12 protein-coding genes are annotated in these 16,882 nt (G+C 50.0%); 4 read left to right on the forward strand and 8 right to left on the reverse strand.

Annotation, left to right across the window (positions count from 1 at the left end):
• Window positions 1-2: 2 nt before the first annotated feature.
• From D328_RS0114185 to D328_RS0114200, 4 genes are all read right to left on the reverse strand, one after another.
• Window positions 3-932 carry a metal ABC transporter permease gene (locus tag D328_RS0114185; protein WP_018885692.1) on the reverse strand — a complete coding sequence of 310 codons (930 nt, stop codon included), beginning with the start codon at window positions 930-932 and terminating at the stop codon, window positions 3-5.
• A complete protein-coding gene (locus tag D328_RS0114190) occupies window positions 929-1,663 on the reverse strand; it encodes a metal ABC transporter ATP-binding protein (protein WP_018885693.1) in 735 nt (244 codons plus the stop codon). Before D328_RS0114190 ends, D328_RS0114185 begins: the two co-directional genes overlap by 4 nt.
• A gap of 1 nt (window position 1,664) precedes the next feature.
• Window positions 1,665-2,624, reverse strand: a complete 960-nt coding sequence (locus D328_RS0114195; protein WP_018885694.1) for a metal ABC transporter solute-binding protein, Zn/Mn family — start codon at window positions 2,622-2,624, stop codon at window positions 1,665-1,667.
• Window positions 2,625-2,881: 257 nt separating this feature from the next.
• Window positions 2,882-3,490: a LysE/ArgO family amino acid transporter gene (locus tag D328_RS0114200; RefSeq protein ID WP_018885695.1), complete on the reverse strand. Its 609-nt coding sequence runs from the start codon at window positions 3,488-3,490 to the stop codon at window positions 2,882-2,884.
• A 108-nt stretch (window positions 3,491-3,598) separates the two neighbouring features.
• Here D328_RS0114200 and D328_RS0114205 point away from each other — a divergent pair, with 108 nt between their 5' ends.
• Window positions 3,599-5,038, forward strand: a complete 1,440-nt coding sequence (locus tag D328_RS0114205; protein ID WP_018885696.1) for an aminotransferase-like domain-containing protein — start codon at window positions 3,599-3,601, stop codon at window positions 5,036-5,038.
• A 115-nt stretch (window positions 5,039-5,153) separates the two neighbouring features.
• Here the strand turns inward: D328_RS0114205 and D328_RS0114210 are convergent, their stop codons facing one another.
• The 4 genes from D328_RS0114210 to D328_RS0114225 form a co-directional block, all read right to left on the reverse strand.
• Window positions 5,154-6,890 (reverse strand): hypothetical protein, encoded by a 1,737-nt coding sequence (locus D328_RS0114210; protein ID WP_026281179.1) that lies wholly within the window; start codon window positions 6,888-6,890, stop codon window positions 5,154-5,156.
• The gene (locus D328_RS0114215; RefSeq protein ID WP_233426194.1) at window positions 6,887-13,531 is read right to left on the reverse strand and encodes a DUF7507 domain-containing protein; all 6,645 of its coding nucleotides are present in this window, start codon (window positions 13,529-13,531) and stop codon (window positions 6,887-6,889) included. The genes D328_RS0114210 and D328_RS0114215 overlap by 4 nt, the downstream gene beginning before the upstream one ends.
• Before the next feature lie 166 nt (window positions 13,532-13,697).
• Entirely contained in the window at window positions 13,698-14,351 is a 654-nt protein-coding gene (locus D328_RS0114220) for a class I SAM-dependent methyltransferase (protein WP_018885697.1), read from the reverse strand.
• A gap of 78 nt (window positions 14,352-14,429) precedes the next feature.
• Window positions 14,430-15,122 carry a Crp/Fnr family transcriptional regulator gene (locus D328_RS0114225; RefSeq protein WP_018885698.1) on the reverse strand — a complete coding sequence of 231 codons (693 nt, stop codon included), beginning with the start codon at window positions 15,120-15,122 and terminating at the stop codon, window positions 14,430-14,432.
• Window positions 15,123-15,256: 134 nt separating this feature from the next.
• Between D328_RS0114225 and D328_RS0114230 the strand changes: the two genes are divergently transcribed.
• Genes D328_RS0114230 through D328_RS0114240 form a run of 3 tightly spaced genes read left to right on the forward strand, consistent with a single transcriptional unit; the run spans window position 15,257 to window position 16,728 of the window.
• Entirely contained in the window at window positions 15,257-15,595 is a 339-nt protein-coding gene (locus tag D328_RS0114230; RefSeq protein ID WP_018885699.1) for a D-lyxose/D-mannose family sugar isomerase, read from the forward strand.
• Between the two features lie 17 nt (window positions 15,596-15,612).
• On the forward strand, window positions 15,613-15,960 hold the full coding sequence (locus tag D328_RS0114235) for a cupin domain-containing protein (RefSeq protein ID WP_018885700.1): 348 nt from the start codon (window positions 15,613-15,615) through the stop codon (window positions 15,958-15,960).
• A 12-nt stretch (window positions 15,961-15,972) separates the two neighbouring features.
• Window positions 15,973-16,728 (forward strand): class I SAM-dependent methyltransferase, encoded by a 756-nt coding sequence (locus D328_RS0114240; RefSeq protein ID WP_018885701.1) that lies wholly within the window; start codon window positions 15,973-15,975, stop codon window positions 16,726-16,728.
• Window positions 16,729-16,882: the final 154 nt, after the last annotated feature.

The following is a 16,882-nucleotide window of genomic DNA, read 5'->3' on the forward strand; positions in this document are numbered from 1 at the left end:
CTTTATTCCCCCTTCTCTGCGAGGCTCTGGCGATGCTGCACTCTACTGTATTCCCTGCTCTGTAACCGCTGCTGTATACGTTGTTGTATCCACAGCACCAATAATCCTTTACGAATACCGAAGGCCAAGGATATCACGAAAATGCACGAAGCAGATATGACGATGAAAGGCCCGGTAGGCCATCCATTCCCAAAGGTACTAATCAGGGTTCCCAGCATGCCTGAGCCTCCACCGAATAGTGCGGACAAGACAAGCATCCATTTGAAGGATTGGGTCCAGTACCGAGCACTCACCGCAGGAATGATCAGAAGTGCAGCCATGAGAATTACGCCCACAGCCTGAATGCCAACGACAATCACCAGCACCATAGCCCCCACATACAGAATATTCATCCAGCGGCTGGACAATCCTAAACCCTTCGCAAAGTCCGGATCGAACAGGAACAGCTTCCATTCCTTGAAGCCAATGAATACGATCAGCAGCACCAGCAGCGCAAGTCCTGACATGATCAGCACATCCTTGCGTACCATCGCAGCGGCCTGCCCGAAGATGAAGCTATCCAGACCGCTCTGACTAGCCCCGGCTGTCCGGCTGACGATCGTCATTAGCATGATGCCTAGTCCGAAGAACACGGATAGCACAATTCCCATAGCCGCATCCTCTTTGACACGGCTGGACGATCGAATCCAGTGCACCAGCAACGCTCCGAGTAAGGCACTGATGGTCGCTCCGAGCATCATAATGGGCAGGTTCTTCGTTCCAGCAAGGGCAAATGCGATGACCACACCTGGTAGAGCTGCATGGGACAGCGTATCACTCAGAAGGCTTTGTCGCTTCCAATAAGCAAAGCATCCGAGCAAACCCGCCGCAGTACCCAGAATTAATGTGCTTAGCAGCACCCACTGTGCGTTAGAAGATAGCTGTAGCATCATCCGGATCGCTCTCCCATCCAGCGGATGACTCCGCCATAGGTCTGGTAGATATTTTCCTGGGTAAAGGTGGTCTCCGTCGGACCATGAGCGATAACTGTCCGGTTCAGCAGCAATACATGATCGAAGTAATCCTCTACCGTCTGTAGATCATGATGGACGACCAGCACCGTCTTGCCTTGGCTCTTCAGCATGTTCAGTGTCGCCATAATGGCCCGTTCAGTCGCGGCATCCACACCGGCCAACGGCTCATCCAGAAAATACAGGTCTGCATCCTGCACCAAGGCTCTCGCCAAAAACACGCGCTGTTGCTGCCCTCCGGAGAGCTGGCTAATCTGACGGGAAGCATAATCCCCCATTCCCATTTGCTCAAGAGCTGTCATAGCTCGTTCTTTATGCGATTTCCGAGGCCACTTCAGCCAGCCGATCTTGCCGTACAGGCCCATCGTAACGACATCCAGCGCATGGGTTGGAAAATCCCAATCCACCGAACCCCGCTGAGGCACATAACCGATCCGAGCTTTGGACTGAGTATATGAAGCGTCAAAATACGATACGTTACCGGCCAAGCGGGGATGCAGCTCTAGCATGACCTTGAGCAGTGTTGATTTCCCGGCGCCATTGGGCCCGATAATACTGGTCAGCGTCCCTGGCTCTACCTGAAAGTTAACTTGGTCCAACACCTTGTTCCTGCGGTAGGCTGCGGATAGATTCTCCACCTGTAGTACGGACATGCTACTCACTTCCTTTACTTAATGCAGTATAGATCGTATCTACATTGTGACGGTACATTCCGATGTATGTGCCTTCCTCTGTGCCTGCATCGCCCATCGCATCAGAATAGAGGTTCCCACCTTCACGCACCTGAAGACCCTCCTTCTGAGCCCCTTCAATGACCGCATTGATGGATGAAGGATTGATGCTGCTCTCTACGAATACAGCCGGAACCTGATGCTCCATCAGAATTCGAATAGTGTTCTCAATATCGGATAATCCGATCTCGGCCTCCGTACTCAACCCCTGCAGACCGACGACCTGCATGTCATGCATCCGTCCGAAATAACCAAAGGCATCATGCGCCGTCACCAAGACACGCTTCTCTGCTGGAATCTGTCCCAGCTTCTCGGACGCTTCGACCTTCAAGGCATCCAGCTCTGCAAAATACTTGACCTTGTTCGCTTCAAAATAGTCCGCATCCTCTGGAGCATATTGCTTAAGCTCCTCAGTTCCTGCCTCAAGTGCTTGCTTCCACAAGTCAATATCGAACCAGACATGCGGATCTGTAGCTCCCGTCTCGTCCTTCAGACGCTGATCGTCCGGGATGCTATCACTTAAGGCTAATACGGGCTTGTTCTTGCCGATCTCCTCAAAGACCCGTACCATATTCGCCTCCAGATGAAGTCCACTGTACAGCACGATATCACTGCTCTCCAGCTTGGCTATATCCCCCTGGGTAGCATTGTACAAGTGTGGATCTACTCCTGGCCCCATGAGACTATCCACCACAACACGATCTCCACCAATGACGGACATAGGCTCGGCAATCTGGGCAATGGTTGTCACGACTTGAATCTTGTCTCCATCCACTGCGTTATCTTGGGTTTGGCCATTGGAGCAGGCTGAGATGGCCAATGACATGGCTAGTATAAGTCCTGTAATCATACGCCTTTTGTTCTTCCATCTGTTAATTCTCATCTCTCGCTTCCTCCACTCTCATCTTAGTATTTATGCTGCTAGCTTAATAATTACTATTTTTGTAAATAATTTTTCCTTAGGGAAAATATTTTTTATACGTTTAAATTACTTTCTATCAACCAAAATGTCAACGTTTTTCTTTCTTAAGACTAATTTTTTTTACCAGACGCAACTTTTTGATAGAAAAAAAGCCCATACCTATGCTTTTAGCCAGTGTATGAGCCTAAATATGATTTTGTTCATCTAATTTTCGAAATTCAGCGAATCAGATCCAACAGCAGCCATAACGCCATCGACCAGATGAATATTGCCGAGCCTTTGTTCATGACGACTAACAGCTTCCCTGATCCATCCAGCCGCTTCAGTAAGCGTCCCGCTATAGCCAGGATGAAGAACCATATCCAGGAAACCAGAATGCAAGCAGTAGTGAACAAGATAAGCTCCGTATGATCATAACGTAATGAGCTGGTACCAATGACACCTACTGTATCCAGAATCGCATGCGGGTTCAATAATGAGACGGATACAGCAAAGATTATCTGCTGTCTCATTGACAGTGGGACTACATGCTGCTCCTTCACCCGGCTCTTGGATCGCCACATGACATAGCCCATATACCCCAGGAATAAGACGCCGAGTGCCATGAGCACTGTACGTAACCAATCGATCGCATTCACGAATACGGATAAGCCCAAGACAGCCAGCAGGATCAGGATGGTGTCACAGATGGATGCGGTGATCGAAGCTGGCATAGCTTGTCCCAAGGTTCGCTGAGTGGCCCCCTGTGAGAATATGAACATATTTTGCACGCCCAAGGGCAGAATCAACCCAAGCGCAAGTATACTTCCATGTATCCATGCTTCCACGATATTCGCTCCCTTCTGTTCAACTCATTATAAATGTGTTATAAAAATTGAAAACAACCAATTGGATGACATACGAACCAACCAATTGACCAAAAAGGAGTATACCGCATGGATTGGAAACCACAGCGTGGCTCCCACCTCTCTTTGCATCAGCAGATTCTCAGCTGGATGAAGGAGCGCATAAGTCAAGGACAATGGCCGATTCATACCAAGCTCCCGCCACAGCGCAAGCTGGCCGAAGCCCTTGAAGTCAATCGCAGTACAATTATCCATGTGGTGGAGGAGCTCGTTGCGGATGGGATTCTGGAGACAAGATTAGGTGATGGCACCTATGTCATTAATAATAGCTGGACTATGCTTGCACGGGCCCGTCACCTGGACTGGCAGCAGTACATCACGTCCAGTATGCACGAGCCGAATATGCTGACAGTCCAGCTCATCAATGAATACGAGCAGCGTAATGATATCATTCGTCTGGGAACGGGAGAGCTCGCTCCTGACTTGCTGCCATTGGTAGCCTTGAAGGAGTCCATACCGCAGCTGACATTAACGGCCAAGGATATCGGATACTCTGAGCCAAAAGGCAGTCTGGCACTGAGAAGGGTACTGAGCACACATTTAGCGGGTAAAGATATTCATGCTTCGCCCGAGGGCATCCTGATCGTATCTGGTTCCCTGCAGGCGTTACAGCTCATCTCTTTGGGCATGCTGGAGCCCGGATCTCATGTGTTTCATGAGGTACCCAGTTATCTAAATTCCGTTCATCCCTTCCGCTCAGCAGGCATGAGGATGATTCCTCTTGCACAGGACAAGCCGCTGACAGAGGTCTTGCATGCTTATCCACGCCAAAAGCAGTCCCTCCTCTACACCATTCCCACGCTCCGTAATCCATCGGGCAGCATTATGAACAGGGAGGACAGACTGTCACTGTTGGAGGCTTGTACCGCTAAGCAAATTCCAGTCATTGAGGATGATGTGTATGGTGAGCTTGTATTCACATCTGCGCCGCCCCCTCTGAAAGCGCTGGATACCTCGGGGCAAGTGCTCTACCTTGGAAGTGTATCCAAGACCCTGAGTCCAGGACTAAGGATTGGATGGGTCGTTGGGCCAGAGCCTGTCATTGACCGGCTGGCTGATATCAAGATGCAGACGGATTATGGCTCCAGTGCTTTCTCGCAGCATATTGTACGATATTGGCTGGAATCAGGTATGTATGAAGCACATCTTTCAGACTTGAAGCAGCAGTTGCAGCAACGTTCTGCGCTTGTAGAAGATGCCCTCCAGCGTCATTTCAGCCACTTAGCTACATGGAGACCCTCCGAAGGTGGCTTCTATATCTGGCTCCGCCTGAACAAGCCTCTGGTGCAGAAGAATCTGTTCAGCAAGCTGATTAAGCAAGGTGTCCTGATTAATCCCGGTTATATCTACGATCCGAAGGATATGTATCATATTCGCCTCTCCTACGCCTATGCGAGTCCCGAGCAATTACTGCGTGGACTGAGCATTCTTCAGCAGGTGGTGGAAAGAGAAGCTGTGACACAGAATTAGAAACGTCAAGAAGACTCCAACTCCGCAATAATGGCAGGAGATTGGAGTCTTACGCTGGTGACCTCAACATTGATTCCGTCGTGGAATATCCTGTCTTGATCTACTTAATTCAAGCTTATTCATACTGATCATCTACTAATATCTTGTATCCATTGGAGCGAACTCTGTCGTGATATTCCGTGTCATTCAATGTGTAGCTATACAGTGCGAGCACGTAGCCTTGCATGTATGAGCCTTCCTTCATCTCGTCTACCCTTGCCTCATAGCGAATACAGACCTGCTGGCCAGGCAATACATTTCCAAGTGGAAGGAGCCCTGAAGGTACAACTTGTGCGTTACTTCGACCTTCGACTACAACACTGCTCATGATGGGGTGAGTCTGAGAAGGAAATAATTCAGCCAAACGAACATCAGCCTGAAGGTTACCTCTATTGCTCAGCACGATCTGAAAAATCACCCGTTCGCCTACCTCAACTGTAGCTGGAGTAGCCTTTATCTCAAGACAAATGATTGGAGCATACAGCGAAGTACATACTGTATTGGATAAAGTTGTCTCGCGTACGCTTCTCCCGTCAGGCATACGGTAGATATAATACAGACTCGCCTGATTCAGCCACTCGTTCCTCCGTTCCAATGGCTCTGCCCCGTGGTCCTCTGAACTCTCCAGAGCCGAAGCCGGGACTGTGACAGCAAAGGACACAACCTTTTCCGTATGCGCCCGTATCGTACCCAGATTAATCCCTTCGGACAGCTGAACACCTTTCATGACCTGGCCATCTATCGTAATACTATCCCAAAGAAACAGAGCCCCCCTCGGCAGGCAATCACGTAGCACACCATCTATAGCCAAGTCACTGGTATTATATGCCGTGATTTCATAACGCAGCATATCCCCTCTGGTCGCCTCCGTCATATTAACCTGCTTGCGCAGTGTCACCTCCAGGCGAACGACAGCAATGGTCACCGTGTTCGTCATCTCCTCATAGGGTACTTCCTTAACTTCGCTTCGGACCAATGCCTGTACCGCGAGCTGATGTGATTCAGGAACCGCAACCATTTCCATACGAAATATGACCCTGACGAAGCTTCCCGGCAATATCTCTCCCACGGTGATCCCCTGACACGGATCTGATGATGGAATGTATACATCGTCGATCGTCACGCTGCCGGGCACTAGTTCTCCTTCTGGCGGAATGAGAGGCCACAGTATGGTGTGCTCCATTCGGCAATTCCCCAAATTAGCGATGGCTACAGTAAAAGTAACAATATCCCCAATAAAGGAATGCACGGTATTTGCCGACAGATGAGCGGAAAAGCGAACACCTTCGACCTTCACTCTTTCTTCATTAGAATAGATCGTATCCGTGATTAGCCGCCCATCCTGCGTCTGAAATTCATAGCATGCATGGGCCTGATTGATGATCTCCATGTCTGGGGGTATCATGACGACCATGGCCTGAAAGGTAACATGAGTACAGGAACCCGCCTCTACCCTCCCTAAAGGAATACCACTGCCGGGTTTGATCCCCGGCAGCGGTACGCCATTCATAAGCAGGCTGTTCACCACAAATGCTGTTCCTTTTGGAGCTTCATCATACAATGTCACCTTTGCCGACCGATTGCCTGTGTTGCTCAGCTCCAACCGGTAGGTGATCACTTCATCCAACGCTGCACATCGCGGCTCTGCATGCTTCACGAGTGACAGCTTGGGTCCAATCAACGGCGTAATGACGGTATTCGAATAAGTCGTCTGCTCTGCATGACCGGAGTGGAAGGAGACAAAGGATTGATTCAGCAGCCTCGTATGCGATGGTGAGTGGTGATTCAGCTTTCCTTGCGACTCGGTATTCATATTTCAACAACCCTTACCTGGAAGGTCACAGTTACGGAATCGCCGGAAGCAATCGTGCCAATCGGTACACCTACATTTGGATTCGCTGTCGGTCTTGCCGTTCCATCTACAGTCACACTACCTGTTACGAAGGTGGTACCGACTGGTACAGGGTCAACCATGACAACATTGTTCACCGGCGACAGACCATTATTAGTAATGACTACTGTGTACGTAACCACATCTCCTACTACAGCGTCTACCGCATTGGTACTCTTCACAACGGATACATCCGGCGAGGATACTGGAATGACAAGCTGGTTAGACAAGACGCTACCCGTACGTGTCACTCCATCTGGCAAGGTGAAGGAATAATTGCCCGTCGCCTGATTAACGAGCTGCTGAGGTGAAGGCAGAGCATCTACAGTCACCTGCAATGACACCCGAATATTGACTGTCTCGCCAGGCGGAACGTTACCTACTGGAATACCTGTAGTCGGATCGGCACCGGGCACGGGTACCCCATCAATCAAGACACTATTCGGCACAAATACCGCTCCAACAGGGATGTTATCTACTACAGTAACCTGTGCGCTCCAGTTGCCCGTATTGGTGACATTCAGGAAATACACAACGGTATCGCCAACGGTGGCATTGCTGGTATTAGCGCTCTTGTTCACCCCGATAATAGGCTGGTAAATCGGAGTTACCAACGTATTCGAGAAGGATGCTCCAGAGAAGGCTCCAGACGTGAAGCTGACGAGTGAGCGGTTGCTAAGCTGTGCTGGACTTGGCAGCGTAGTTACCCTGACACTGAACGTGACGATGACAGAATCTCCAGGTGCAATGGAGCCCAATTGAATTCCATTAGCAGGATTGGCTGAAGGCAACGAAGTACCATTGACTGTGACACTGCCTGCATTGAAGGTCGAGCCTGTCGGAATCGGATCTGAAAATACGACATTGTTAACCGTCTCCAGACCGCTATTCGTCACGGCGATGCTATACGTAATCGACTCGCCAACTGCAGCAGCGACAGTCGTGGAGGATTTGACTACGCCGACATTCGGAGAGGACACCGGAATCGTCACCGTATTCGTGGTTAAGGAGCCCGTCAAGGTGCGTCCATCTGGCAATGTGAAGGAATAGGTAGCCGACGCCGTGTTGACCAACTGTTGCGTGGCTGGCAGCGTGTTAATCACGACTGAGAACGTTACAGTGGCGATGTCTTCCACATAACCTACGGGAATGCCTGTCGAAGGATCAGCACCTGGCACCGATGCTCCATTTACAAGCACACTGTTAGGCACAAATGAAGTTCCTGCTGGAATTGTGTCACTCAGAACGACATCTGCTCCATCGCTTCCCGTGTTGGTCAGAACGACTGTGTAAGACACGGTGTCGCCGACTGTTGCATTGGACGTACTAGCGCTCTTGACGCCAGCCAGAATCGGCTGATAGACCGGAATAGGCAGAATGTTAGACAGCGACACACCCGAGAAGCTTCCTGATGTGAAGGTGACGGAGGACTGATTGTTCAGCACGCTTGGCGACGGAAGCGAGATAACAGTCACATTGAAGGCTACGGTGACCGTGGCGCCTGCTGGAATCGTGCCGATGGTTACTCCGCTGATCGGGCTGGCTGTTGTCCTTGGAGCCCCGTCTACAGTGACCGAGCCTGCGATGAATGACGTTCCCGTTGGAATCGGGTCCGTGAATACCGCATTACTTACAGGATCAATACCGGTATTCGTAATGGCTGTTGTATACGTAATGGTATCGCCAACAGCAACTGCTGTAGAAGTACTGCTCTTGACGGTGGACAGATTCGGTGCAGAGACAGGAATAATTACTGTATTGGATGTCGCTGAGCCATTCAAGGTCCGCCCGTCAGGAAGTGTGAAAGTAAAGGCTGCTGTACCCTGATTGCTAAGCTGCTGCGGGCTAGGAAGGGTCTGAATGTTCACAGAGAACATTACTGTCGTGGTTGCACCCGGTGCTACAGTCCCTGCGTTAATGCCAGCAGATGGGTCCGCGCCTGGTACCGGGAAGTTGTTGACCATTACGCTATTCGGAACAAGAGTAGTCCCTGCTGGGATATTATCCGTAAGCGTAACCGCTGCTGGATAATTCCCGGTGTTGCTGATTGCGAGTGAGTAAGTAATGGTCTCCCCTACGGTAGCAAGGTTATCATTTGCTGTTTTGGACACATCGATAATCGGCTGTGATACTGGCGTTGATACCGTATTGGACAGCGATGTACCGGAAAAAGCACCTGATGTGAAGCTGACGCTTGCCTGATTATTCAACACAGCTGGAGACGGTATAGCGTTCACACGGATGCTGAACTGTACAGTGGCTGTTGCAGACGGAGCAATCGTTCCTAATGATATTCCTGACGCTGGCACCGCAGCAGGAGCAGGAACACCATTGATCACAACGCTGCCAGCTACGAATGAGGCCCCAGGTGGAACAGGATCAGAGAAGATGACATTGTTGACCGCTTCAATACCACTGTTCTGAATCGTTGTTGTATAGGTTACGGTATCCCCTACTGCGACAACTGTGGAAGACGTCGACTTGGTTACGGCAACATTCGGTGCTGAGACTGGGAAGGTTACGGTGTTGGATACAGCCGTACCTGAAAGTGTTCTGCCATCTGGTGTCGTGAAGGTATAAGTTGCATTAGCTTGGTTGCTGAGTTGCTGTGGTGTCGGCAACGACTCGATCACAACCTCGAAGGTGACACGCACGGTCGCACCCGGGGCAACCGAGCCCACTGCAATGCCACTGGTAGGTGAGGCCCCTGGCTGAGGAGCGCCACCTACATTAACACTATTCGGGGTGAAAGTTGTACTCGCCGGTATCGTATCAAACAGCGTGACAGTCCCAGCAAGATTTCCGGAGTTGCTCACATCAATTGTATAGACTACCGAATCACCTACGGTAGCATTCGTTTCGCTTGCGCTTTTCGTCAGACTAATCTGCGGCTGCGTGACTGGAGTGGTCGTGATGTTTGAGGAAGAGGATGCGGAAAATGTGCCTGACGTAAAGCTGACCGTAGATTGGTTATTGATTTGCGTTGGAATCGCCATCGTTACGTTCACCTCGAAAGACACGGTAGCCGCGACGCCGGGAGCGAGGGTACCGATTGGAATGCCGGAGGACGGGTTGGCGTTCGGCTGCGGTGAGCCGTTCACTGTTACGCTTCCGGGGATAAATGCAGTGTTAGGCGACAGAATGTCGCTTAGTATAATATTGTTGATACTGCTGATTCCGTTATTCGTCACCACGTTGGTATAAGTCACGATATCCCCTGTGGCTACAGACGTCTGAGGACTAGCGCTCTTCACAACACTGACGTTAGGAGCGGATATTGTCATCGTAACCGTATTGGACACGGACGAGCCTGTAATCTGACGTCCATCAGGCAAATTGAAGCTATATGAAGCAGCAGCCTGGTTGACCAGCCGCTGCGTGGTTGGGAGCGAGACGATCGTCGCCACAAAGCTGATAATCACGGATGTTCCTGGCGAGATCGAAGCGATCGGAATTCCTGTCACTGGACTCACCCCAGGTGCAGGTACACCCCCGACGATGACGCTGTTCGTATTAAATACTGCACCTGGTGGAATCGGATCGGTCAAGTTGATGGATGCCGCGATATTCCCTGAATTGGCTACTACAATGGAATAGGTAAACGTATCTCCTACGGTTGCAGTCAATGTACTAGAACTCTTAGTAACACCAATAATAGGGGCATAGACAGGGGTCACAACCGTATTAGAGACCGAGCTTCCATTGAAGGCCCCGGATTGAAATGCTGCCGCGGCCCGATTCGAAATCTGGGCAGGATTCGGTAAAGAGGTGACTCTGATCTGAAAGCGAACGGTGGCCGATGTCTGTACCCCTAGTGTTCCGACAGTAATACCTGCATCTGGGTTGGCTCCAGCCACACTAATCCCATTAACGGTAACGCTACCTGGGACGAATGCTGTGCCCACAGGGATCGGGTCCGTTATCAGGACATTCGTCACGGGATCAAAGCCATTATTGCTGACCAGGACCGTGTACGTGAGAATATCGTTTAAAGTAGCTGCTGTACGATCAACACTCTTCGTGAGCGCAACAGCCGGAGCTGAGGCAGTGACCGTGATGGAATTGGACGTGCTGGCCCCAGAGACGGTACGCCCGCTTGGGAGCTGGAATGTATACGTTGATGCACCCTGATTGACAAGAAATGGCGGTGAGGGTACCGTCGTAAGCGTTGTCTGAAAAGTGACCGTGACTGAAGCATTAGGTGCTATTGTTCCAAGAGGAATCCCTGCTATCGGCGATGCACCCGGCTGGGCGATCCCTCCAACGGTTACGCTGCCTGGGACGAATGATGTACCCGCTGGAATGTTGTCCGTCAGGGTGACCTGAGCAGCAATATTACCGGTATTCCTTACCACTAGGGAGTAACTAATAGTCGTTCCAACAGTAGCATTCGTACGGTCTGATGACTTTACAATACCTATGATTGGCTGGTACACAGGCGTGGTCGTTGTATTGGTTAATGTAATTCCGGTGAATGTTCCTGAGCTGTACGAGATCGATGCTTGATTCAGCAATTGGGCTGGCGATGGTAGTGAAGTGACAGTGACCTGAAAGCTGACCGTAGCCGAAGTTCCCGGGGCCAAGGTACCGATGGTGACTCCACTTGCAGGGCTAGTTCCTGACCTCGCTACACCATCAACGCTTACACTGCCTGGGATGAGCGTAGTCCCTGACGGAATTGGATCTGTCAGCACCACATTCGTTACGGCTGCTACTCCATTATTGGTAACTACTGAAGTGAATGTTACGGTGTCTCCAACTGCTGCATCTGGAACACTGATGCTTTTGACGGCCGCTACATTCGGGAGCTGTACGGGCAACGTTAACGTATTGGATGTGGCAGAGCCTGATACTGTACGGCCATCCGGTGGCTGGAACGTATATGTAGCTACTGCCTGATCCACTAGCTGTGGTGGCGAAGGCAAGGAGTTGACCAGCACCTGAAACGTTACAACGGTAGTCTGACCAGCACCGATGGTGCCGACAGAGAAGCCGTTCAGTGGGTTCGCTCCGGCAGCAGGAGTACCATTAATGGCGACACTCCCCGGTACGAACGTGCTACCTGCAGGAATGTTATCGCTAATCGTTGTAGCTGCCCCGATATTCCCGCTATTTGTAATCTCCAGCCTATAGGTGACCGTATTCCCAACCGTTGCATTCGCAACATTTGCCGTTTTGGCGATGCTGAGTATTGGTGCATATACAGGTGTGGTTACCGAATTCGATGGAATGACCCCGGAGATGATAGGCCCACCGGCTACGCTTTGGAACGTAAAGGCGGCATTCGCCGCATTAACCAACTGCTGTGGCTGCGGGATTGACGTTACATTAACCCGATATGTAACCGTTATGGAAGACGCAAGGCCAAGTGAGCCCAGAGATACACCAGTCGTTATGTCAGCCGTTGGCCTAGGTATTCCTGCAACAGTAACACTACCTGGCACAAGGGTTGCTCCGGTTGGCAATACATCCGACAGCACGATACTTGCTGCACCGGCAGTGCCTGTATTGCTAACAGTCACGGTGTAAGTGATCGGGTCTCCGTTCACCACTCCGGATACGTTAGCGCTCTTGGTCACATTGATCTGAGGCGCATTAATGTTGACTTGAATAGCGTTGGCGTTGACGACATACGCATCCCCGGACGTAGTAAGACTTAGTACAGCAGAGGATTGATTGTTCACCAGGCGAGCAGATACATCCACGTTCGTGATGTCCCATCCCTGCCGCCCACCAGAAATGTTGCTGCCTGGAGCTCCATTCGTCTGATTGCGGGTACCGAAGGTGCCTGTCGTATTTAGTTGACCCGCATCGTTGTTGATCTGTGAAGCAAAAAAGTTACTCGCAAAATTGTTCGGACCTGATAGGGCTGCAAGAGTTGAAGATGTAGGACCGAACAAAGCCTGATCTCCCGTCCGGTTCGCATCTCCCTCCTGCGCGCTGAACAAGGCTCTTCCCCCAAGCGCTCCCGTCACTGGCGTAGCAAAGCCTGTAATCGTTGTGTTAACTGGCCCCGAGGTCGATTGCACCAGAACAGCACCTGCGCGAATGGACATGTTGCGAAAAGGCAAAGATCCGTTCTGATAAATAACCCCAAGCGTCCAGCCCGCATGATTGGCGGTTGAATCATTGTTCACGACAATAGTGCCGACAACACCGCCCGTCGTATAGGTACCGCTCATTCCCTGCTGTACAAGCGAAGTGACATTCGCCGAACGAACATAAGCAAATGCACCATTGCCCAGATCCACCTGATTGGCAGTAGCTGAGTCTGGAGTGATGCTGGATGTTCCAGCAGGGGTTATAAAGGAGACAGGATTGTTAATAGCAGCGCTAAGATTGACGTTGCCATTTATGTACGAGCCTCCCCAGATCAATTCGGCATATAACACTGTACTGCCCGAAGGCAGGACTAGCTGGGCCGATGAGCTGTTGCTCTGATACAGACTCGTCGTACCTGCCGGATAAGTGCCAAAGACGGAGGCCGTATTCGTCGTAGTAAACGCACCAATGCTGTCCTGTGTTCCTGGTACACCTGTGGTATCGGATCTGCTTAATCCCAACGTATTACCGGTGAACGTGATGGCACCTGTTGCATTAAAGGTAGCTCGAACGATGAGAGGAATAATTCTCCCCCCTTTAGCTGAATGTATTGTCCCTTGTTGCGGAACTCGATCCTCAACCCTATACCTATGCTGCGATTACCGATCCATGTCTGTCCACAGAGAATTATCCGAGTGGTTCTTCAATTCCCAATGGTGACGGGGAACGAAGCACAGATGGAAGCGGATAGGTCTGCCTGCTCATCCATTCCAACTCCCGCTCTGAGACCGGCTGCTTCACGGCAACCACATAATACAGGATCTCATCCACTACATTCGGCTGGATGCGCTGAAGCATCTCAAGCTCCTCCAGTTCATATAAGGGAGGGACAAAGGGAGGCTGGTATTGTAGCTCCATTCGTAATAGGCGAAAATCAAATGCGGGGGCTGTGCTATTATCATACCTTGCATAAGAAGTAGGCTTAGGGCAACGTGGTCCTAGTGTAGGCTCATAAAAGTGGGGGGTCCAGTATAGGGGGCTGGATTCATCAAATTTTTGTTTGAGATGAGGATTAACAATATGATTGTAATGATGGGCATAAGGAGCAAGAATACACATCACAGCCTTATGCATACACATCCGGTAGAGATCAGCCAGCACCTGCATGATATCCTCTACATAGGGTAGCGAGCGGCTAGCCATCACAAATTCCACCGAATCATCCGGCAATGGAATCGGCTCATTGATATCACATACCAAGTCCACCCCCGGAAGCTCCAGCCGATCAATTCCAAAGTATCCGGGATGCTTATTCGTACCACAGCCAAGATCAATTCTCACACCGCTTTCCTCCCACGATCCGTCTTTAGACACTTTAGTATATTAGCCCTGTGGGAGGTGGGCACGGTGTATACCCAGCTAGAGTTCACTAATTGACAGCTGATGCTCAGCATCCAACAGCTCGAACTGATTTTTGGAAAAGCGAATTAGCCCCTCCTGCGCCATCCGCTGCAGCTCACGGGACAAGGCACTGCGGTCTACTGTAAGATAATCGGCAAGATCACTGCGAGAAAATGGTATGGTAAAGCTCGTGGCATTATTCTTCTTGGCCTCAAGCGTTAGATAATGCATAATTCTGTCCCTTAGAGACTTATGTGACACAAGATCCAGCTTCTGATAGATCAAGCGGTTATTCTCCAGCAATAGCGTGAGCAAATTCTCGATAATTCTTCCGCGCAGATGGCAAGTCTGCTCGTAGGGACGTACGATTTTATTCATTTTAATGAACAGAATCTTGCATTCCGAGCCTGCAATAGCCTCATAGCCACTGTGCTCTCGCGTTAGACGCATAGCAGTCTCCCCCACGATATCCCCGTCCACCAGCTCAGAGAAGATAAAACGCATCCCTGACACATTCTCCTTGCATAAGAGCACCTGACCATGGAGTATGATGCCGACAGCATCCAGTACATCCTCTTTGCGGAAGATGATCTCTTTCTTATTAAAGTCCCTGATGCTTCCCTCCAGACAGCTCAAAGCCTGATGAACCTCTTGATCAGTAAAGCCCTTAAATAAAATCGTGCTGCTTATGATATTGAAATATTTTTGCATGTTGTCAGCCTCCTGTTGCCATGGCAACCGAGTTATGTGGATTACTCTGCTACACTTAAACAAATGAGAATAATTCTCATCACACTCTTATTATATCAGATATAGGGGAGCATTCAATACAGCAGGAGGATCGAATGAACAAGCTTACCGATAGCAGTGTATTTTATTTGAAGGATCTCATCGACGTCAAGCCAGGACGTATTGCCAGCCGGAATCTGTCACTTCCAGTCCATCCGGATGGGGCTGCTACAGAGCAGGAATGGGTGCTATATGCCATGGATCAGCAAGAGACAATTAGTGCCGAGACATCACCGCTCCATAAATTAATACAGGTGTTAGACGGAGAACTGTCTATGATGGTCGCTGGACAAGCGCGTAGCCTCATGCCAGGGATGTCCATCATCGTTCCTGCCCATACATGGCATGAATTCGAGGCCAGCAAGTCATGTATATTTTTACAAATTAGCCTATAACTCAGGAGGGATACACCATGAAGCAAGGTGAATACATTAAAAAACTGCCAGTATCGGCAGTCATTGATCTGAAGGACATCATTACCATAGAGGAGCAACAGGTATCCAGTCTCACCTTGGTACAACGCCCCAGCCTGGCGATGACTCTGCTCTCTCTGGATCAGGGTACCTCTATTGGTGGACATTCTTCCCCAGGTGATGCGATGGTTCATGTACTGTCTGGACAGACAGAGATCACAATCGGAGAGGACAAATATATTGTGAACGCTGGTGAGAGCATTGTAATGCCTGCTAATGTTCCTCATGCGCTCCATGCACTGGAGGCCTTCCAGATGCTGTTGGTCGTAGTCAAACCTAATTCATAAGGAGTGAAGAGCATGAAAAGGGAAGTCGGGCATAACTTTCTCGCCAAGCTTGGAAAGAAGAGATTGCGCCCTGGTGGAGTCGTAGCTACGAACTGGCTTATTCAGCAAGCACAGCTGGGTAAGGACAGCCGGGTGCTGGAGGTAGCCTGCAATATGTGTACAACATCCATTCAGTTGGCTCAACGCTACCAGTGCCGAATTACAGGCATTGATATGGACCCCAAAGCGCTAGAGAAGGCCAAGCGCAATATTCAGGAAGCAGGTCTGGAGAATTACATTCAAGTACAGCAGGCTAATGCGATGAAGCTTCCCTTTGCTGATGAAAGCTTTGATGTCATTGTCAATGAAGCTATGCTGACGATGCTGAATCAGGCGGCTAAGGAGAAGGCTGTCACTGAATACTACAGAGTCCTGAAGCCGGGCGGGATTCTGCTGACGCATGATATTACTTTTACCAAGGAACACATGACAGAACTACTGACTGAACTGCGCGGTACTATAAATGTTCAGGTTGAGCCGCTACCCATGTCGAGATGGGAGCAGTTATTTTATGGAGCTGGTTTCTCCAAGGTGTCCCACGCTTCAGGTGATATGTCGCTTATGAGGCTACCTGGACTGATTCGGGACGAAGGCTTCTGGGGTGCCATGCGCATTATCAAGAATGGCTTGAAGAAAGAAAATCGGACTCAATTCAAGAAAATGTATTCCTTCTTCAATACGTCGGGAAAGGATCTTCAGTACATTGCTGTATGCAGCCGCAAGCCTTAACTGCTCCCCCATTACTTATCATGTACTCGTGGTAGGTAATTATTTTGCCCACTAATGAGAATGGTTATCAACAATAGCTAGCCGAGATATCTACTCATTTAAAAATGAACACATCCAAAAAATAATACAACCAAAATAGGTAGAAGAAAACTAG

The organism is Paenibacillus massiliensis 2301065 = DSM 16942, assembly GCF_000377505.1.
GTDB lineage: Bacteria > Bacillota > Bacilli > Paenibacillales > Paenibacillaceae > Paenibacillus > Paenibacillus massiliensis.

Coding starts and splice junctions, on each gene's coding strand:
- D328_RS0114185 (WP_018885692.1), bottom strand. CDS start 932: ATGATGCTACAGCTATCTTCTAACGCACAGTGGGTGCTGCTAAGCACA.
- D328_RS0114190 (WP_018885693.1), bottom strand. CDS start 1,663: ATGTCCGTACTACAGGTGGAGAATCTATCCGCAGCCTACCGCAGGAAC.
- D328_RS0114195 (WP_018885694.1), bottom strand. CDS start 2,624: ATGAGAATTAACAGATGGAAGAACAAAAGGCGTATGATTACAGGACTT.
- D328_RS0114205 (WP_018885696.1), top strand. CDS start 3,599: ATGGATTGGAAACCACAGCGTGGCTCCCACCTCTCTTTGCATCAGCAG.
- D328_RS0114210 (WP_026281179.1), bottom strand. CDS start 6,890: ATGAATACCGAGTCGCAAGGAAAGCTGAATCACCACTCACCATCGCAT.
- D328_RS0114225 (WP_018885698.1), bottom strand. CDS start 15,122: ATGCAAAAATATTTCAATATCATAAGCAGCACGATTTTATTTAAGGGC.
- D328_RS0114230 (WP_018885699.1), top strand. CDS start 15,257: ATGAACAAGCTTACCGATAGCAGTGTATTTTATTTGAAGGATCTCATC.
- D328_RS0114235 (WP_018885700.1), top strand. CDS start 15,613: ATGAAGCAAGGTGAATACATTAAAAAACTGCCAGTATCGGCAGTCATT.
- D328_RS0114240 (WP_018885701.1), top strand. CDS start 15,973: ATGAAAAGGGAAGTCGGGCATAACTTTCTCGCCAAGCTTGGAAAGAAG.